Source organism: Streptomyces sp. NPDC014894, from assembly GCF_043080985.1.
Taxonomy (GTDB): Bacteria; Actinomycetota; Actinomycetes; order Streptomycetales; family Streptomycetaceae; genus Streptomyces.
Genome location: NZ_JBIBWD010000019.1, coordinates 107,793 through 124,896, shown reverse-complemented (window position 1 = coordinate 124,896; position 17,104 = coordinate 107,793). Strand labels below are relative to the sequence as shown.

Sequence of the window (17,104 nt, the reverse complement as noted above, 5' to 3'; positions counted from 1 at the left end):
TCACCGCGCGCCCCGGGCGAGGGCCGCCCTGGTCAGCGTGACCGCCGCCCACACCGCGCCGAGGCAGAGGGCGAGCGTGCCGACGGCGTACCCGAACGCCGGGCCGGTCTCACCTCGCCCCATCAGCTCGCGGAAGTCCAGCGCGTACGCCGAGAAGGTGGTGAACCCGCCCAGCACCCCCGCCCCGGCGAACGGGCGGACCAGCGGATGCGCCCACCGGCCGCCGTGGCCGACCAGCACCGTCACCACGCCGATCAGCGCGGATCCGGCGGCGTTGATCGTGAGCACGGTCCAGGGGAACGCGTCGGACGGCCAGGCCCGGGAGATCGCGTACCGCGCCAGGGCCCCGACCGCGCCGCCCGCGGAGATCACCGCGAGGATCGCCCACCGCCGGGATCCGGACAGCTCGTCACGCTGCCCGGGGACCCGCAGATCGACATCCGGATCGACTGGTTCCGGAGGGTCGGCGGGGCCGGGACTCACCCGTACCCCAGATCGTGCAGCCTCTCGTCGTCGATCCCGAAGTGGTGCGCGATCTCGTGGACCACGGTGATCTCGGTCTCCTCGACCACCTTCTCGCGGGTCTCGCACATGCGCAGCGTCGGTCCGCGGTAGATCGTGATCCGGTCCGGCAGCACCCCCGCGTACCACTCGCCGCGCTCGGTCAGCGGAGTCCCCTCGTACAGCCCGAGCAGCTCCGGATCGTCCGCCGGCGGCTCGTCCTCCACGAACACCGCGACATTGTCCATGAGCCGCGTCAGCTCGGGCGGGATCCGGTCCAGGGCCTCGGCGACCAGTTCTTCGAACTCCTCGCGCGTCATCTCCAGCACCCGGCCATTGTCACGTACGGCACGCCGGAGGTCGCCCCGGGCGGCCCGCGGATCCAGGACGCGCACCGCACGGGCCCGAACGGAACGTGCGCGTCCTGTACGGGAACCCTCGGTGCGCCCCGTCGAGGCGGACCCGGAGTCGGGGCGGGCGGGGCTTCCCGGGCCTGACCCGTACCCCGTTCGGCCCCCTCGCACCGGCCCGCCGGGCCGCTCCCCCGGCCCCCCGCGCCGGCTCCGGGAAAAGCGTTTTGGCGATACCTCCCGCCATCCCATATGCTTCTCACGTCCCCGACGCGCTGCAAAGCGCCCAGGCGGGCTCTAGCCCTCATCGTCTAGTGGCCCAGGACGCCGCCCTTTCAAGGCGGTAGCACGGGTTCGAATCCCGTTGGGGGCACGCAACACCTGTGCGAGACTTGTGCTCGCACAAAGCTTGGTCCTGTGGAGCAGTTTGGAGTGCTCGCCACCCTGTCAAGGTGGAGGCCGCGGGTTCAAATCCCGTCAGGACCGCTGCGGCTCGCGAGAGCTGCGTGGCTGGGTAGCTCAGTTGGTACGAGCGTCCGCCTGAAAAGCGGAAGGTCGCCGGTTCGACCCCGGCCCCAGCCACAGCCCCGAGAGGCCCCGTCCACTGGACGGGGCCTCTCGCCGTTACACCTCCTTCCCGGCGCGGGAGCCGGAGACGGACCCGGCCTCCTCGGCGGGCTCAGCGGACTCGACGGACTCGGCGGAATCGGCGGACTCGGCGGACTCGGCGCGGCGCCTCCACCCCCGTACCCCCAGCGTGATCGCCACCACCGCCACCACACCGATCAGCAGCGCCCAGTCCGGCACCGCCTCGCCGACCCTGCTCGCCCACTGCTCGGCGGCGAAGGAGTCGTCGACCGAGAGCAGTCCGGGCAGCGACGTCGTCCCGTCGAAGACGAGGAAGAGCGTGCCGAGGACGATGAAGAACAGGCCCGAGGCGAGCGAGGTGGTGTGCAGCCGCAGCCGGCCGAGGCTCAGCGGGCGGCCGCGGAGCCAGCGGCGGGCGCCCAGGTCGTAGCGGTCCCAGAGCAGCGCGAGCAGAAAGAGCGGGACCGCCATGCCCAGGGCGTAGACGGCGAGCAGCAGTCCGCCGTAGACCGGGCTGCCGCTCAGCGCGGACACCGTCAGCACACTGCCGAGGATCGGGCCCGCGCAGAAGCCCGCGAGGCCGTAGACGAGGCCGAGGGCGTAGACGGGGGCGGCGGTGGTCGGGCGGATCCGGCCGGAGAGCCGCGCCATCCGGCGGGAGGCGAAGCCGAGCCCCAGGATCTGGGCCACGCCCAGGGCGATGATCAGCCAGCCGCCGATCGCGACCAGCAGATCGCGGTTGCCGTAGAAGAACCGGCCGGCGTACGAACCGGCCACCCCGAGCGGGACCAGGGTGGTGGCCAGACCGGCGTAGAAGATTCCGGTACGGAGCAGCAGCCGGCCCGCCGAGTCCAGCGAGTACGCGAAGAACGCGGGGAGCAGCAGGGCGCTGCACGGGCTGATCAGGGCGAGCAGTCCCCCGAGGAACGCGGCGAAGTAGCCGATGTCCGTCATCGGCCGGCCTTCTCGGAGGGCTTGCCGCCGCTCCCGGCCGCCGCGAGCGCCGACTCGATCGCCTGGGTGAAGGCCGACATGGGCTGGGCGCCCGCGATCGGGCGGCCGTTGACCAGGAAGGAGGGGGTAGAGGTCGCGCCCAGGCCGTAGGCCTCGTCCTGGTCGCGCTTGACGGAGGCGCGGGCCTCGTCGCTGTCGATGTCCCGGGCGAAGCGGCCCGCGTCGGGGACGCCGGCCTCCTTGGCGAGCGCCTTCACCCGGTCCGCGGCGAAGCCCTTCTCCTTCGCCCCGTCGGCGTAGGCGGCGGCGTGGAACTGCCAGAAGCGGCCCTGCCGTCCGGCGGCCCACGCACCCCGGGCGGCGGTCTCGGACTCCTCGCCGAAGATCGGGAAGTTGCGCCATTCGATGCGCAGATCGCCGCGCTCGACATACTTCTCGATCAGTTCGGGCTCGGTGTCGCGGGCGAACTTCCCGCAGAAGCCGCACTTGAAGTCGGCGTACTCGACCATGACGACGGGGGCGTCCGCGCGGCCGACGGCGAGCGGGTCCTTCGCCTCGCGGCGGGCGAGCTTCTCCAGCTCGGCGTAGGCGCCGCTCTGCGGGTCGGCGGAGACCTCGGCGGGGGCGGCGGGCCCGCCGCCGGCGGACGGGGAGTCGTCGGGGCGGGTGGCGGTGTACGAGGCGAAGCCGAGCAGCAGGGCGGCCGCGACGACGCCCGCGCCGATGAGCAGCGGCTTGCCGCCGGGGCCGCGCGCGGGCTTCCGGGCGGGCTTGGCGGACGGCTTGGCGGACGGCTTGGCCGCGGGCTTCGCGGAGGGCTTCCGGGCGGGCTGGGGAGACGACGACATGAGGGTTTCTCACTCCTGGGCGAGGGCGGTACGAGGTCGGCCGGCCGGTCGCGCCCGGACCACGGCGGAACGGACGGACGACGGCCATGGACGACGGCCATGGACGACGGACGACAGACGACGAGCGACGAGCGACGGACGGCAGACGGCAGACGGCAGACGGCAGACGGCAGAGCAAAGCCGTAGAAGCATGACAATGCGGGCATACGACGGCAGAGGCCCGGGCCGCCGGGCCTAAACGCGCAGGACCGAGAGATCCACCGGGGTCGGCGGGCCGAGCGGCGGCGGACCGCGGTCGGGCGCCAGCCGGAGAGCCGTCACCCCCTCCAGCGCGCCCGGCGCGCCGTGCGGGTCGTAGGGGGCCGGCACGGGCTCGTACGAGACCCCGCCGCGCGGCGGGGGCGCGGGATGCGCCCCCCGGTCGTCGTCCGCCCCGCCCTTGCCGCAGCCGGGCGTCCAGTCCTGGGCCACCGCGACCGGGCCCGGGGCGGGGTCGGCGTACGACGGCGGGCACAGGGCCACCACCAGCGCGAAGACCATCGCCAGCAGCACGGACGCGGAAACCGGCAACCGGCTCCGGAGGTCACGGCTGAGCGGCATGGGGGCGCGGGTTCCCTTCCCGTACGGGACAGCGGAGCCCCCGGGCCGGACGAAGGGAACCGAGGGCGGCTGAATGATCTGTTCCATACTGCACCAGCTTGCGGAGGAAATGCGTTCGCCAGCTCTTTGACGGGGGTGCGATCCTGGGAGCCGTATGTCTACTTCCTTCGCCGACCTTCAGACGCTGCTGGCCGGGGTGTCGCTCCGCGACGCCCACCGGCTGGGCCGCCGTCTCGAAGGCGCCCGCCGCATCCGTAAGCCCGAGGCGCGGCAGGCCGTGCTGGACGAGATCGCCGCCGAGGCCGGGAAATCCGCCGAGCGGGTGACCCGGCGCGCCGAGCGCGTCCCCGCGATCAGCTATCCGGAGGAACTGCCGGTCAGCCAGAAGCGGGACGAGATCCTCGCCGCGATACGCGACCACCAGGTGGTGATCGTCGCGGGTGAGACCGGCTCGGGCAAGACGACCCAGATCCCCAAGATCTGTATGGAGCTGGGCCGCGGTGTGCGCGGCATGATCGGCCATACGCAGCCGCGCCGGATCGCGGCCCGCACCGTCGCCGAACGCGTCGCCGACGAGCTGAACACCCCGCTCGGCGAGGCCGTCGGCTGGAAGGTCCGCTTCACCGACCAGGTGGGCGGCGACACCTTCGTCAAGCTCATGACCGACGGCATTCTGCTCGCCGAGGTCCAGACCGACCGTGAGCTGCTCGCCTACGACACGATCATCATCGACGAGGCCCACGAGCGCTCCCTCAACATCGACTTCCTGCTGGGCTATCTCGCCCAGCTGCTGCCCAAGCGGCCCGATCTCAAGGTCGTCATCACCTCCGCGACGATCGACCCCGAGCGCTTCTCCCGCCACTTCGGCGACGCCCCGATCGTCGAGGTCAGCGGGCGCACCTATCCGGTCGAGGTCCGCTACCGGCCGCTGCTGGAGGACGACAGCGAGGAGAGCGACCGCGACCAGATCACCGCGATCTGCGAAGCCGTCGAGGAGCTTCAGGGCGAGGGCAAGGGCGACATCCTGGTCTTCCTCTCCGGCGAGCGGGAGATCCGCGACACGGCGGACGCGCTCAACAAGCGGAACTATCGCTTCACCGAGGTGCTGCCGCTCTACGCCCGGCTCTCCCACGCCGAGCAGCACCGGGTCTTCCAGGCCCACACCGGCCGCAGGATCGTTCTGGCGACCAATGTCGCCGAGACCTCGCTGACCGTCCCGGGCATCAAGTACGTCATCGACCCCGGCACCGCCCGTATCTCCCGGTACAGCCACCGCACCAAGGTGCAGCGGCTGCCCATCGAGCGGATCAGCCAGGCCAGCGCCAATCAGCGCAAGGGCCGCTGCGGCCGTACCTCCGACGGCATCTGCGTCCGGCTCTACTCCGAGGACGACTTCGAGGCCCGTCCCGAGTTCACCGACGCCGAGATCCTCCGCACCAATCTGGCCTCGGTCATCCTCCAGATGACGGCGGCCGGGCTCGGCGACATCGAGAAGTTCCCCTTCATCGACCCGCCGGACCACCGCAATATCCGCGACGGCGTGCAGCTGCTCCAGGAGCTGGGGGCGTTCGACCCGGCGCAGAAGGATGCGCGGAAGCAGCTCACCCCGCTCGGGCGCAAGCTCTCCCAGCTGCCGGTGGACCCGCGGCTCGCCCGGATGGTCGTCGAGGCCGACAAGAACGGCTGCGTCCGCGAGGTGATGGTGATCGCCGCCGCGCTCTCCATCCAGGACCCGCGCGAACGGCCGGCCGAGAAACAGACCCAGGCCGATCAGCAGCACGCCCGCTTCAAGGACGAGACCTCCGACTTCCTCGCGTACCTCAATCTCTGGCGCTATGTGCGCGAGCAGCAGAAGGAACGCGGCTCCTCCAGTTTCCGCCGGATGTGCAAGCAGGAGTATCTGAACTTCCTGCGGATCCGTGAGTGGCAGGACATCTACGCCCAGCTCCGCCAGGTCGCCAAGACCATGGGGATTCACATCAATGAGGAGGACGGGCCGGAGACGAGCGTCCATATCTCGCTGCTGTCCGGACTGCTCTCCCACATCGGTCTGAAAGACGCCGACGCCAAGAACGAGTATCTGGGCGCGCGCGGCGCGAAATTCGCCGTCTTCCCCGGTTCGGCGCTCTTCAAGAAGCCCCCCCGGCTGGTGATGTCCGCCGAGCTGGTGGAGACCTCCCGGCTCTGGGCCCGGGTCAACGCCAGGGTCGAGCCGGAGTGGGTCGAGCCGCTCGCCCAGCATCTGCTCAAGCGCACCTACAGCGAGCCGCACTGGGAGAAGGACCAGGCGGCGGTGATGGCGTACGAGAAGGTCACGCTGTACGGGGTGCCGATCGTCGCGCAGCGCAAGGTGAACTACGGCCGTATCGACCCCGAGGTCTCGCGGGATCTTTTCATCCGCAACGCTCTGGTCGAGGGCGATTGGCGCACCCACCACAAATTCTTCGCCGCGAACCGCAGACTCCTCACCGAGGTCGAGGAGCTGGAGAACCGGGCCCGGCGCCGCGACATCCTCGTGGACGACGAGACCCTCTTCGACTTCTACGACCGCCGGGTGCCCGACGACGTCGTATCCGGCGCGCACTTCGACTCCTGGTGGAAGCGGAAACACCGGGAGGAGCCGGAGCTTCTCGACTTCGAGCGCGAGATGCTCATCAATGAGAAGGCCGGCGCGGTCACCAAGGACGACTATCCCGACTCCTGGCGGCAGGGGCGGCTGAAGTTCCGGGTGACCTATCAATTCGAGCCAGGAGCGGACGCGGACGGAGTGACCGTCCACATCCCGCTCCAGGTACTGAATCAGGTCACCGACGGCGGATTCGACTGGCAGATCCCCGGACTGCGCGAAGAGGTCGTCGTGGAGCTGATCCGCTCCCTGCCGAAGCCCGTCCGCCGCCATTACGTGCCCGCGCCGAACTACGCGGCCAAGTTCCTGGAGCGGGCGGCGCCCCTCCAGGAGCCGCTGCCGGTGACGCTGGCGCGCGAGCTGCAGCGGATGGTCGGGGTCCCGGTCTCGCCGGACGACTTCGACCTGTCCCGGGTGCCCGACCACCTGAAGATCACCTTCCGGATCATCGACGAGCGCCGCCGCAAGCTCGCCGAGGACAAGGACCTGGAGGCGCTCCAGCTCAAACTGCGCCCCAGGGCCCGGCAGGCGCTCTCCCAGGCCGCCGCGGCGACGGCGGGCCCACAGGGCGAGTCGATCGAGCGCACGGGGCTCACGGACTGGACGATCGGATCGCTGAGCAAGGTCTTCGAGACCCGGCGGGCCGGACAGCCGGTCAAGGCCTACCCGGCGCTGACGGAGGCCGGCGAGACCGTCTCCGTACGGCTCTTCGACACCCAGGCCGAGCAGAAGCAGGCGATGTGGCGGGGCACCCGGAAGCTGATCCTGCTCAACATCCCGGTGAACCCGGCGAAGTTCGCCTCCGACAAGCTCACCAACCAGCAGAAGCTCGCCCTCTCCGGCAATCCCCACGGCTCGATCCAGGCCCTCTTCGACGACTGCGCGACCGCCGCCGCCGACAAGCTGCTCGCCGATCACGGCGGGCCCGCGTGGGACGAGGAGTCGTACCGGAAGCTGTACGACTCGGTCCGCGCGGACCTGGTGGACACCACCGTCCGGACGGTGGGCCAGGTGCAGCAGATCCTGGCCGCCTGGCAGGCCTGTGAGCGCCGCCTGAAGGCCACGAAGAGCCTGACGCTGATCAACAACGTCCAGGACGTACGGGAGCAGCTGACGGCCCTCGTGCCGGCGGGCTTCGTCACCCGCACCGGGCTGCGGCGGCTGCCGGACCTGATGCGCTATCTGGTCGCCGTGGACCGCAGACTCCAGCAGATGCCGACCTCCGTGCAGCGCGACACCACCCGCATGGAGAAGGTCCACGAGATGCAGGACGAGTACGCCTGGCTGCTGGAGCAGATGCCCCGGGGCAGGCCGGTCCCGCAGGAGGTACTGGACGTCCGCTGGATGATCGAGGAGCTGCGGGTGAGCTACTTCGCCCACGCCCTGGGCACCGCGTACCCCGTCTCCGACAAGCGGATCGTGAAGGCGATCGACGCGCTCGCTCCGTGACGGCCCCGTCACCCGGAGCGAGTTCGACCGCCGGGCCACCGCTGCTGTAGAGTTTCATCTCGCAGCCCAACGCACCAATCGGAGCTGCGAAACCTGGTCCTGTGGAGCAGTTTGGAGTGCTCGCCACCCTGTCAAGGTGGAGGCCGCGGGTTCAAATCCCGTCAGGACCGCAGTTGAAGGCCCGTCTCTGATCAAGAGGCGGGCCTTCGTCGTGCGCCCACGGCAGCCGGAGGCCGCGCCACGCGGCGGAGCCGCGCGACAGACACAGCAAATCCCGTCAGGACCGCAGCCGAACACCCGCCCCCGAACAAGAGACGGGCCTTCGCCGCATGCCCACCGCAGCCCGAGGCCGCGCCACGCGGCGGAGCCGCACCACGACCCCGCCCCGCCCCGAAACCCAACTTCCGGCCAGGAAAAGGGCCCTCGGCGCGCCCTCGCGGCGCGAAGGCCGCGGGAGGCGCCGCGGGACGCCGTCTTGACGGCCACCGGCTCCCCCGGTACCCACTCCTTAAGGCTCAACGCGAGCCGGCACACACCACAGCGGAGGTGACGTGCATGGCGGCGGCCACGGCGGGACGACACGAGACCGGAGCGCTGCTGCGCGCCCACCTGGCGGCCGCGTCCGGCTATCGGCACCTCACCAGGCACTGCCCGATCTGCCACCGTCTCCTGCGGCTCGCCATGGAGCCCCAGGAGGCCGTCCCCGCACCGGACCCGGCACACCCCGGCGAGTCCGGCCCGACGCCCGCCCGGAAGCCGGCCGACGCCGCCGGCGGCGGACGCGGCGAGGACGAAGGTCCCGACAGCGAGTGACTTCGGCCCAGTGGATCCGGGCCGCGAAAGTGACACGCTCGACAATGGCAAGGCTTGCACGGTGTGACGGGTGTCACCGTATAGGTTTTCAGAACCCAGGTGCTGAGCGCCTGCCCACAACCAACCAATTTAATATGTGCAATTGCACCGCCCTGTGAACACCCGTCTCACCCCCGCGCGCCTTCCCCCCTGAGGACCGGCGGAGCCCGCCCGGGCCGCGCCGGCGCACCCGGCCGCGAGAGCACAAAAAATCGCGCTGGACCCGGCGGAGTCCAGCGCGATCAATGTCCGGGGTCTGTTGGGGCAGACATCCGGCATGTGGAGCTATGGGTGGGCTCAACCGGGATGGGGGTCCCGGAAAGGCCCGGTCAGCGAGGCTCTCAGGCCTCGCTGCGCTGCTGCGGAATACCCGCGAGCAGCGCGCGTACCTCTGCCTCGCGATACCGGCGATGCCCGCCGAGCGTACGAATCGACGTGAGCTTGCCTGCCTTCGCCCAGCGGGTGACCGTCTTCGGGTCCACGCGGAACATCGTGGCAACCTCAGCCGGGGTCAGCAGCGGCTCGGCATCAGGGGTGCGAGCGGTCATGAGCGGCCTCCTCGGGAGAACCGAACCTTCTCGGTTCATTCCTCTAAATTCTGCACCTTGACCCGCGTTGCCCGAAATGGCGGACGCGGGCCGAGTCGGTTATAGGACGAACGGCTTGTCCTCGGCACTACAACTACACCATCTGTCCAGCCACGTCGGCCAAACCGACGGAATTGCCCTCTGAGGTGTTCATCAGTGGCTGAACGCCGATGGACCGGGCCATAGCGGACAGTCACGTCACAGTGACGATCAGTCACAGAGCGATCAGGAGCCATCAGAACCCCCATAGAGCGCAATGCCGAGCATTCCGCCCTTAGTTGGACGGAAGGAACCCTCCCCGGACTCCTTGTCCTATTTTGACACGAGGGTATGCGATGGGCGCAAGGGCCCAGATAGTGCAGTCCGTCACGCTTGAGACAAAGGCCCGGATCGGGACCTAGGGCCTGGACGGAAGGCCTCAATCATCCACACAATCGCTCAGTTTGCGAATTGCAGGTCCCTCACCACCCGCCATCGAGCCACAAGCCGGGCATAAGCCTCGCCCGCGGCGTCCCCGTCGCCCGATCTCAGCGCGGCGATCCCCGCCGCCACGTCCGCCGCCGAGTGATCGTCGGCGAGCTGCGGCCCGGAGAGGGCGTGCACCAGGCCCCCGTAGTCCAGCTCCACCAGCGAGCGGGGATGGAACTCCTCCAGCCAGCGGCCCACGTCCATCAGGCCGTCGATCAGCGGGCCCGCGTCCGACTCCTCGCGCAGCGCCTTCAGCGCCCGGGCGGTCCGGCGGCGGGCCTGGACCATCGGCGTGCGGTAGCGCAGCGCGGGGGCGCCGGGCCCGCCCGGCTCGTACACCCGCTCGGCGTCGGCGAAGAGCACGAACCAGCGGACCGGGACCTGCCAGACCGCGCTTCTGATCCATGGGCGGGCGTCCGGATTGCGTTCGCGCCACCGCTCCCAGTCGGCGGCGGCCTGGCCCCGGACCACCGGCGGCAGCACGGCGTCCAGCAGCGGCGCCGGGAACTCCTGGACCAGCTCCTCCAGGGCCAGCCAGCCCCGCAGCCGGGTGCGCCAGGGGCAGACGCAGACCACGCCGTCCACCTCGGTCACAAACGCCTCGGCGCTCTCGTGGACCGGCACCGGCACCGGCGGCGTGGGCAGCAAATCGGCCAGCGAGCGGCGCAGTTCGTCCTGGGCGGTGGGGGCGCGGCCGCGGCGCGCGTACTCCGCCCAGTGCTCGCGCTCCCCGCGCGGAAAGGCGGCCAGGGGCTCGTACACCCGCAGATAGGCCGTATAGGGCACAAGAACCGAGGACACCGCCGGCATGTCGCAAATCCTTCCACGGGCGTACTCCACCAGGGGGTGATCCTGGGCACGGGACCTGATCCACACCCGCGCAGCACTTACCCTCGTGCCCAATCGGACCGTCCCCACCCACAGGATGGTCCTTCGTCCGCCGCTTCGTACTTGGGAGTCACCACAGTGACCGATGTGACCGGCGCTTCCGTCGATGTACTGCACACCCTGTTCCGCTCGGACCAGGGCGGCCATGAGCAGGTAGTGCTCTGTCAGGATCGCGCCTCCGGCCTGAAGGCCGTCATCGCCCTCCACTCCACCGCCCTGGGCCCGGCCCTGGGCGGCACCCGCTTCTACCCCTACGCCTCCGAGGCCGCGGCCGTCGCCGACGCGCTGAACCTCGCCCGGGGCATGTCGTACAAGAACGCCCTGGCCGGCCTCGCGCACGGCGGCGGCAAAGCAGTGATCATCGGCGATCCCGAGACCCTCAAGAGCGAGGAACTGCTGCTCGCGTACGGCCGCTTCGTGGAGTCGCTCGGCGGGCGCTATGTGACCGCCTGCGACGTCGGCACCTATGTCGCCGACATGGACGTGGTCGCCCGCGAGACCCGCTGGGCCACCGGCCGCTCCCCGGAGAACGGCGGCGCGGGGGACTCCTCCGTGCTCACCGCGTACGGGGTCTTCCAGGGCATGCGGGCCTCGGCCCAGCACCTCTGGGGCTCGCCCTCGCTCAGCGGCCGCAAGGTCGGCGTCGCCGGCGTCGGCAAGGTCGGTCATCACCTGGTGAACCATCTGATTCAGGACGGCGCCGAGGTGATCGTCACCGATGTGCGCGAAGAGTCTGTACGACGAATTCAGGCCAAATATCCGCAGGTCACCGCCGTCCCTGACACCGCCGCGCTGATCCGGATCCCGGGTCTGGACTTCTACGCGCCCTGCGCGCTCGGCGGCGCGCTGAACGACGCCACCGTGCCGGTGCTGACCGCGAAGGTCGTCTGCGGCGCGGCGAACAACCAGCTCGCGCACCCGGGCGTGGAGAAGGACCTCGCCGACCGCTCCGTTCTCTACGCGCCCGACTACGTGGTGAACGCCGGCGGGGTGATCCAGGTCGCCGACGAGCTGCACGGCTTCGACTTCGACCGGTGCAAGGCGCAGGCGTCGAAGATCTACGACACCACGCTGGAGATATTCGCACGTGCGAATGAGGATGGCGTTCCGCCCGCCGTGGCGGCGGACCGGATCGCCGAGCAGCGCATGGCGGAGGCCCGCCGGCGCTGAGATTGATCATGGCTTCGGCCCGCCGCGTCGGGAGACAAGACTCACCCCGGTCGGCGGGTCGACCGCCAAGAAGAGGTTAATATCGCAGTTGACCAGCGAGGACGGGGCTCCTCGCGGGTCCTGCGAAGTGGCACGTCATGCGGGCGGCGTACCGTATGGCTGCGGAAGCAGGTACCGTTGAAGCCCTACGGGCCGGTCTCCCCGCGGGGAGTCCGTTCCGACTCATGAACGCGTGTCAAGACTCTGGGGCCGTCGAGCCCCGTCACCGAGGGGGTCGAGCCATGGGGCGCGGCCGGGCCAAGGCCAAGCAGACAAAGGTCGCCCGCCAGCTGAAGTACAACAGCGGCGGGACTGACCTGTCGCGTCTGGCCAACGAGCTGGGCGCTTCGACTTCGAGCCAGCCTCCGAATCCGGAGCCGTTCGAGGACGACGACGACGAGGAAGACGACCCGTACGCGCGGTACGCGGAGATGTACAACGACGATGAGGACGAGGACGACGAGTCCGGTCCTTCGTCACATCGCCGCGGCGCTTGACGTCGTAGCTGGCCACCGACCCGGTCCGGATCACTCCGGACCGGGTTCTGTGCTGTACGGGTCAGACCGCGCGGGCGGTCCGGATCACGCGTGATCGCCGACGAGGGCGGCGCCCGTGCTGTGATCGCCGCGCTCGGTGATCTCTCCGGCGACCCAGGCCTTCACCCCGCGGTCCGCCAGCAGGGTCAGCGCGACGTCCGCCGACTCCTCGGGCACCACGGCGATCATGCCGACGCCCATGTTGAGCGTCTTCTCCAGTTCGAGGCGCTCGACCCGGCCCGCCCGTCCGACGAGGTCGAAGACCGGCCCCGGCGTCCAGGTCGAACGGTCGACCACGGCGTGGAGTCCGTCCGGCACCACACGGGCGAGGTTGTTGGCAAGACCGCCGCCGGTGACATGGCTGAAGGCGTGCACCTCGGCGGCCCGGGTGAGCGCCAGACAGTCCAGGGAGTAGATCTTGGTCGGTTCGAGCAGTTCTTCGCCCAGCGTGCGGCCGAACTCCTCCACATGGGACTCCAGCGCCATTCCCGCGTGATCCAGGAGGACATGGCGGACCAGCGAGTACCCGTTGGAGTGAAGGCCGGAGGAGGCCATGGCGATGACCGCGTCCCCCGTACGGATGCGATCCGAGCCCAGCAGCCGGTCGGCCTCGACCACGCCCGTGCCGGCGCCGGCGACGTCGAAGTCGTCCTCGCCGAGCAGCCCCGGGTGCTCGGCGGTCTCGCCGCCCACCAGCGCGCAGCCCGCGAGGACACAGCCCTCGGCGATGCCCTTGACGATGGCGGCGACCCGCTCGGGGTGGACCTTGCCGACGCAGATGTAGTCGGTCATGAAGAGCGGTTCGGCGCCGCAGACCACGATGTCGTCGACGACCATGCCGACCAGGTCGTGGCCGATGGTGTCGTACACGCCGAGCTTGCGGGCCAGGTCGACCTTGGTGCCGACGCCGTCGGTCGCGGTGGCCAGCAGCGGGCGCTCGTACCGCTTGAGGGCGGAGACGTCGAAGAGGCCGGCGAAGCCGCCGATGCCGCCGAAGACCTCGGGGCGCCGGGTCCGCTTCACCCACTCCTTCATCAGCTCGACGGCGCGGTCACCGGCTTCGATGTCGACGCCCGCGCCGGCGTAGCTGGCGCCGGGGCCCGCCTGCGGAGCAAGGTCGGAAGACTCAGATGTCATGACGGAGAGAGCTTTCGTATCGATACTGCGGAGCCCCGGCCGCGGGCCGCCTCACGGTGACCCACGGCGCTGTGGATCACCGTGCTGTGGCACACGGAACCTATGGGCGGCGGAGTGCGTCGGCGGCGTCGGTGCCGCCCGCCAGCTCGGTTTCGAGCAGCTGCTTGCCCAGCAGCTCGGGGTCGGGAAGATCCATCGGGTACTCGCCGTCGAAGCAGGCGCGGCAGAGATTCGGCTTGGCGATGGTGGTCGCCTCGATCATGCCGTCGATGGAGATGTAGGAGAGGGAATCGGCGCCCATGGAGGTGCCGATCTCCTCGATCGTCATCCCGTTGGCGATCAGTTCGGCCCGGGTGGCGAAGTCGATCCCGAAGAAGCAGGGCCACTTCACCGGCGGCGAGGAGATCCGTACGTGGACCTCGGCCGCACCGGCTTCACGGAGCATCTTGATCAGGGCGCGCTGGGTGTTGCCGCGGACGATCGAGTCGTCCACGACGACCAGCCGCTTGCCCCGGATGACTTCCTTGAGGGGGTTCAGCTTGAGGCGGATGCCGAGCTGACGGATGGTCTGGGAAGGCTGGATGAAGGTCCGGCCGACATAGGCGTTCTTGACGAGCCCGGAGCCGTAGGGAATCCCGCTCGCCTCGGCGTAGCCGATCGCGGCGGGGGTGCCGGACTCCGGAGTCGCTATGACCAGGTCCGCCTCGGCAGGAGCTTCTTTGGCCAATTTCCGGCCCATCTCCACCCGGGACAGATAAACGTTCCGGCCGGCGATGTCGGTGTCGGGGCGGGCGAGATAGACATACTCGAAGACACAGCCCTTGGGCTTCGCTTCCGCGAATCGAGAGGTGCGGAGGCCGTTCTCGTCGATGGCGATCATCTCGCCCGGCTCGATCTCCCGGACATAGCTCGCACCGCAGATGTCGAGGGCGGCGGACTCACTGGCCACCACCCAGCCGCGATCGAGCCGGCCGAGCACCAGCGGGCGGATGCCCTGGGGGTCCCGGGCCGCGTACAGGGTGTCCTCGTCCATGAAGACGAGCGAGAAGGCGCCACGGACCTCGGGAAGGATCCGGGCCGCGGCCTGCTCGATGGTGAGGGGCTTGCCGTCGTCGTCCGCCTGGCCCGCGAGCAGAGCGGTGACCAGATCGGTGTCGTTGGTGGCCGCGACCTGAGTGGCGCGTCCGTCCTGACGGGGCAGATCGGCGACCATCTCGGCGAGCTGGGCGGTATTGACCAGATTGCCGTTGTGGCCGAGGGCGATGGAGCCGCGGGCCGTGGCCCGGAAAGTCGGTTGCGCGTTCTCCCAGACGGATGCTCCAGTGGTCGAGTAGCGCGCGTGACCGACAGCGATATGTCCGCGCAGGGAACCGAGGGAGGTCTCGTCGAAAACCTGTGAGACGAGGCCCATGTCCTTGAAGACGAGGATCTGAGACCCGTTGCTCACCGCGATTCCGGCGGATTCCTGGCCTCGGTGCTGGAGGGCGTAGAGCCCGAAGTACGTCAGTTTTGCGACCTCTTCACCCGGAGCCCAGACACCGAAGACGCCACAAGCGTCCTGGGGGCCTTTCTCGCCGGGGAGCAGATCGTGATTGAGTCGACCGTCACCACGTGGCACGGCACCGAGTGTAGGCGAGATCGACCACCGGTCCGAATTGGGGTGGACGAATCGGCTCTGGGTGACGGGGCCGTCACCGGGCGGGGGCGGGGCTCCGCCGCTCCGGCGCACCGCGCGGGAGCGGCCTTCGGCGGGCCCGGCGCGGACCTACGGCGGGCCCGGCGCGGACCTTCGGCGGCCCTGGCGCCGGGCGGCGACCGGCCGCCCGGCGCGGAGGGGCCGCGGATTCTACCGCTCGGCGACGGCGGAGACGCGCTTGTCGCCCGGTCCGGTGAGGGTCAGTCCGCGGTGCAGCAGGTTGTACGTCACCTCTTGGTCGAGCACCTTGAGCAGATGCGCCTCGACCTGACCGGCCGTGCCCGCGCACATCATGCGGGTGGCGGCGACCCGGCCCAGGGTGATCTTCGAACCGGTGATCTTCGCGGGCGCGGTGAAGGAGTTGCAGCCGAGGTTGCCGCGCACCTTGCCGTCCTTGGTGAAGGTGAATCGGGCGCCCTTCGCCGTGCCGGCCGGCATCGGGGTCGCGACATCCCCGTCGAGCAGGGAGTTCACCGTCCAGGTGGTGCCGATCAGCGGGGCCGGCTCCTCGGAGGTCAGGGCGATGGTGTCGCCCCCGCCGCTGGTCAGGGTGAGCTTCTTACCGGTGAGTTGGGCCTTGAGGCGGCCCGTGAAGACGGTCTGGACCTTCTCCTCGAACTTCTGGGCCGAGGGCTCGCAGCCGACGGCGGTCGACTCCGCCGCGCCCACGGCGAGGGTGTCGCCGTCGACCTTCGCCGTCGCGCCGAACGGATTGCAGCCGTAGTTGCCCTGGGCCCGCCCCTTCTCGGTGATCTCGACATGCGCGCCGTCGGGGGCGGTGGTCTTCTCGCCGCCGACGGTGACGCTGTCGAAGGACCAGTGCACACCGGCGAGAGGGACGTCGGGGGCGCTCGCCTTGCCGACGCCGTCTCCGTCTCCGTTGCCGGATCCGGAGCCGCAGGCGGCGAGCGTGAGGAGGGCCAGGACGGTGAGGGGGACGCTCAGCTCGTTACGCATGCCCCTGGGACGGGACGGACGCCGGACCGGTTCCCGTCGCTCGCGGCAGGCTCCGGGCGGGGCGGCCCCGCTCAGCCGAGGATCGGCAGCAGCCCCGCGAGATCGGCCCGCTCGCCGCTCGCGCCGACCCGCGCCGCGCCCAGCTCCTCGGCCCAGCCCGTCCGCCCGGCGGCGAGCCGCACCCAGGTCAGCGGGTCGGTCTCCACCACATTGGGCGGAGTGCCCCGGGTGTGCCGGGGGCCCTCGACGCACTGCACCACCGCATACGGCGGAATCCGCACCTCCACCGCTCCGCCCGGGGCCTTGAGCGCGAGGGCGTCGGCGAGGAGGCGGGTGCAGGCGGCGAGCGCCTGCCGGTCGAGGGGGACGCTGAGGCCGGTCGCCTCGTTGAGATCGTCGGTGTGGACGACCAGTTCGACGGTACGGGTGACCAGGAGGTCGCCGAGCCGCATGGGACCGAAGCGGGTCGGCACCGGCCGGTCGTCCCCGGCCGCCGCCAGCGCCTCGCCGAGCCGGGCGGCGCTCCGGGCGAGCCCCTCGGCCGGATCGCCCTCCCCGGCCGGGGCCCCGGAGTCCTCGTCGATCGCGCCCGCCGCGCGGAAGGGCCACTCCATCAGCGCGGTCTCGGCCCTCGGCGGCGCGGGCTCGTCGAGGTCCCGGACGACGGAGCCGAGCACGGTCGCCAGATGCGCGGTGAGGTCGCGCACCGTCCAGTCCCCCAGCCGGGTGGGCCGGTCGAGCTGCTCGGGTGTGAGCGCGCCCGCCGCCTCGGCGAGCAGCGCGGACTGCGCGAGCACGGCGGCGCGGATCTTGGCGGAGTCATAGGCGCGGGGGCGTTTGCGGGCCGGTGGCATGGGG

Annotated in this window: 15 protein-coding genes and 4 tRNA genes; 8 read left to right on the top strand and 11 right to left on the bottom strand. The window is 70.5% G+C overall.

Translation table 11 applies throughout. The features are described from left to right. Positions 1-483: a fluoride efflux transporter FluC gene (locus ACF089_RS32415; RefSeq protein ID WP_392034573.1), complete on the bottom strand. Its 483-nt coding sequence runs from the start codon at positions 481-483 to the stop codon at positions 1-3. Then, positions 480-830 (bottom strand): metallopeptidase family protein, encoded by a 351-nt coding sequence (locus tag ACF089_RS32410; RefSeq protein WP_392034570.1) that lies wholly within the window; start codon positions 828-830, stop codon positions 480-482. The genes ACF089_RS32415 and ACF089_RS32410 overlap by 4 nt, the downstream gene beginning before the upstream one ends. A gap of 321 nt (positions 831-1,151) precedes the next feature. Here ACF089_RS32410 and ACF089_RS32405 point away from each other — a divergent pair. The 3 genes from ACF089_RS32405 (at position 1,152) to ACF089_RS32395 (ending at position 1,433) form a co-directional block, all read left to right on the top strand. Continuing rightward, positions 1,152-1,224: transfer RNA gene (locus tag ACF089_RS32405), tRNA-Glu, on the top strand. A gap of 38 nt (positions 1,225-1,262) precedes the next feature. Next, positions 1,263-1,337 (top strand) — tRNA-Asp (locus ACF089_RS32400). A 22-nt stretch (positions 1,338-1,359) separates the two neighbouring features. Next, positions 1,360-1,433, top strand: a tRNA-Phe gene (locus ACF089_RS32395). A gap of 42 nt (positions 1,434-1,475) precedes the next feature. On the opposite strand, the gene ACF089_RS32390 is transcribed toward ACF089_RS32395, so the two are convergent. From ACF089_RS32390 to ACF089_RS32380, 3 genes are all read right to left on the bottom strand, one after another. Then, positions 1,476-2,393 carry a cytochrome c biogenesis CcdA family protein gene (locus tag ACF089_RS32390; RefSeq protein WP_392034568.1) on the bottom strand — a complete coding sequence of 306 codons (918 nt, stop codon included), beginning with the start codon at positions 2,391-2,393 and terminating at the stop codon, positions 1,476-1,478. Next, positions 2,390-3,241, bottom strand: coding sequence for a thioredoxin domain-containing protein (locus ACF089_RS32385; RefSeq protein WP_392034565.1), 852 nt, complete (start codon positions 3,239-3,241; stop codon positions 2,390-2,392). The genes ACF089_RS32390 and ACF089_RS32385 overlap by 4 nt, the downstream gene beginning before the upstream one ends. A gap of 234 nt (positions 3,242-3,475) precedes the next feature. Continuing rightward, positions 3,476-3,841, bottom strand: coding sequence for a hypothetical protein (locus tag ACF089_RS32380; protein ID WP_392034562.1), 366 nt, complete (start codon positions 3,839-3,841; stop codon positions 3,476-3,478). Between the two features lie 154 nt (positions 3,842-3,995). Here ACF089_RS32380 and hrpA point away from each other — a divergent pair, with 154 nt between their 5' ends. The 3 genes from hrpA (at position 3,996) to ACF089_RS32365 (ending at position 8,729) form a co-directional block, all read left to right on the top strand. After that, entirely contained in the window at positions 3,996-7,916 is a 3,921-nt protein-coding gene (gene hrpA, locus ACF089_RS32375) for an ATP-dependent RNA helicase HrpA (protein WP_392034559.1), read from the top strand. Positions 7,917-8,011: 95 nt separating this feature from the next. Beyond that, positions 8,012-8,086, top strand: a tRNA-Asp gene (locus ACF089_RS32370). 385 nt (positions 8,087-8,471) lie between these two features. Continuing rightward, the gene (locus ACF089_RS32365; protein WP_392034556.1) at positions 8,472-8,729 is read left to right on the top strand and encodes a DUF6274 family protein; all 258 of its coding nucleotides are present in this window, start codon (positions 8,472-8,474) and stop codon (positions 8,727-8,729) included. Positions 8,730-9,109: 380 nt separating this feature from the next. Here ACF089_RS32365 and bldC read toward each other — a convergent pair whose 3' ends face one another. Then, on the bottom strand, positions 9,110-9,316 hold the full coding sequence (gene bldC / locus ACF089_RS32360; protein ID WP_003949541.1) for a developmental transcriptional regulator BldC: 207 nt from the start codon (positions 9,314-9,316) through the stop codon (positions 9,110-9,112). A 477-nt stretch (positions 9,317-9,793) separates the two neighbouring features. Beyond that, positions 9,794-10,633, bottom strand: coding sequence for a hypothetical protein (locus ACF089_RS32355; RefSeq protein ID WP_392034553.1), 840 nt, complete (start codon positions 10,631-10,633; stop codon positions 9,794-9,796). 156 nt (positions 10,634-10,789) lie between these two features. Between ACF089_RS32355 and ACF089_RS32350 the strand changes: the two genes are divergently transcribed. After that, complete coding sequence (locus tag ACF089_RS32350; RefSeq protein ID WP_392034550.1) at positions 10,790-11,881, top strand: Leu/Phe/Val dehydrogenase; 1,092 nt, start codon at positions 10,790-10,792, stop codon at positions 11,879-11,881. A 281-nt stretch (positions 11,882-12,162) separates the two neighbouring features. Beyond that, positions 12,163-12,417, top strand: a complete 255-nt coding sequence (locus tag ACF089_RS32345) for a DUF3073 domain-containing protein (protein WP_392034547.1) — start codon at positions 12,163-12,165, stop codon at positions 12,415-12,417. An 84-nt stretch (positions 12,418-12,501) separates the two neighbouring features. On the opposite strand, the gene purM is transcribed toward ACF089_RS32345, so the two are convergent. From purM to ACF089_RS32325, 4 genes are all read right to left on the bottom strand, one after another. After that, a complete protein-coding gene (gene purM / locus ACF089_RS32340) occupies positions 12,502-13,593 on the bottom strand; it encodes a phosphoribosylformylglycinamidine cyclo-ligase (RefSeq protein ID WP_392034545.1) in 1,092 nt (363 codons plus the stop codon). 100 nt (positions 13,594-13,693) lie between these two features. Further along, a complete protein-coding gene (gene purF / locus ACF089_RS32335) occupies positions 13,694-15,211 on the bottom strand; it encodes an amidophosphoribosyltransferase (protein ID WP_392034542.1) in 1,518 nt (505 codons plus the stop codon). 228 nt (positions 15,212-15,439) lie between these two features. Continuing rightward, on the bottom strand, positions 15,440-16,246 hold the full coding sequence (locus ACF089_RS32330; protein WP_392034539.1) for an META domain-containing protein: 807 nt from the start codon (positions 16,244-16,246) through the stop codon (positions 15,440-15,442). A 71-nt stretch (positions 16,247-16,317) separates the two neighbouring features. Next, entirely contained in the window at positions 16,318-17,100 is a 783-nt protein-coding gene (locus ACF089_RS32325) for a sterol carrier family protein (protein ID WP_392034536.1), read from the bottom strand. Positions 17,101-17,104: the final 4 nt, after the last annotated feature.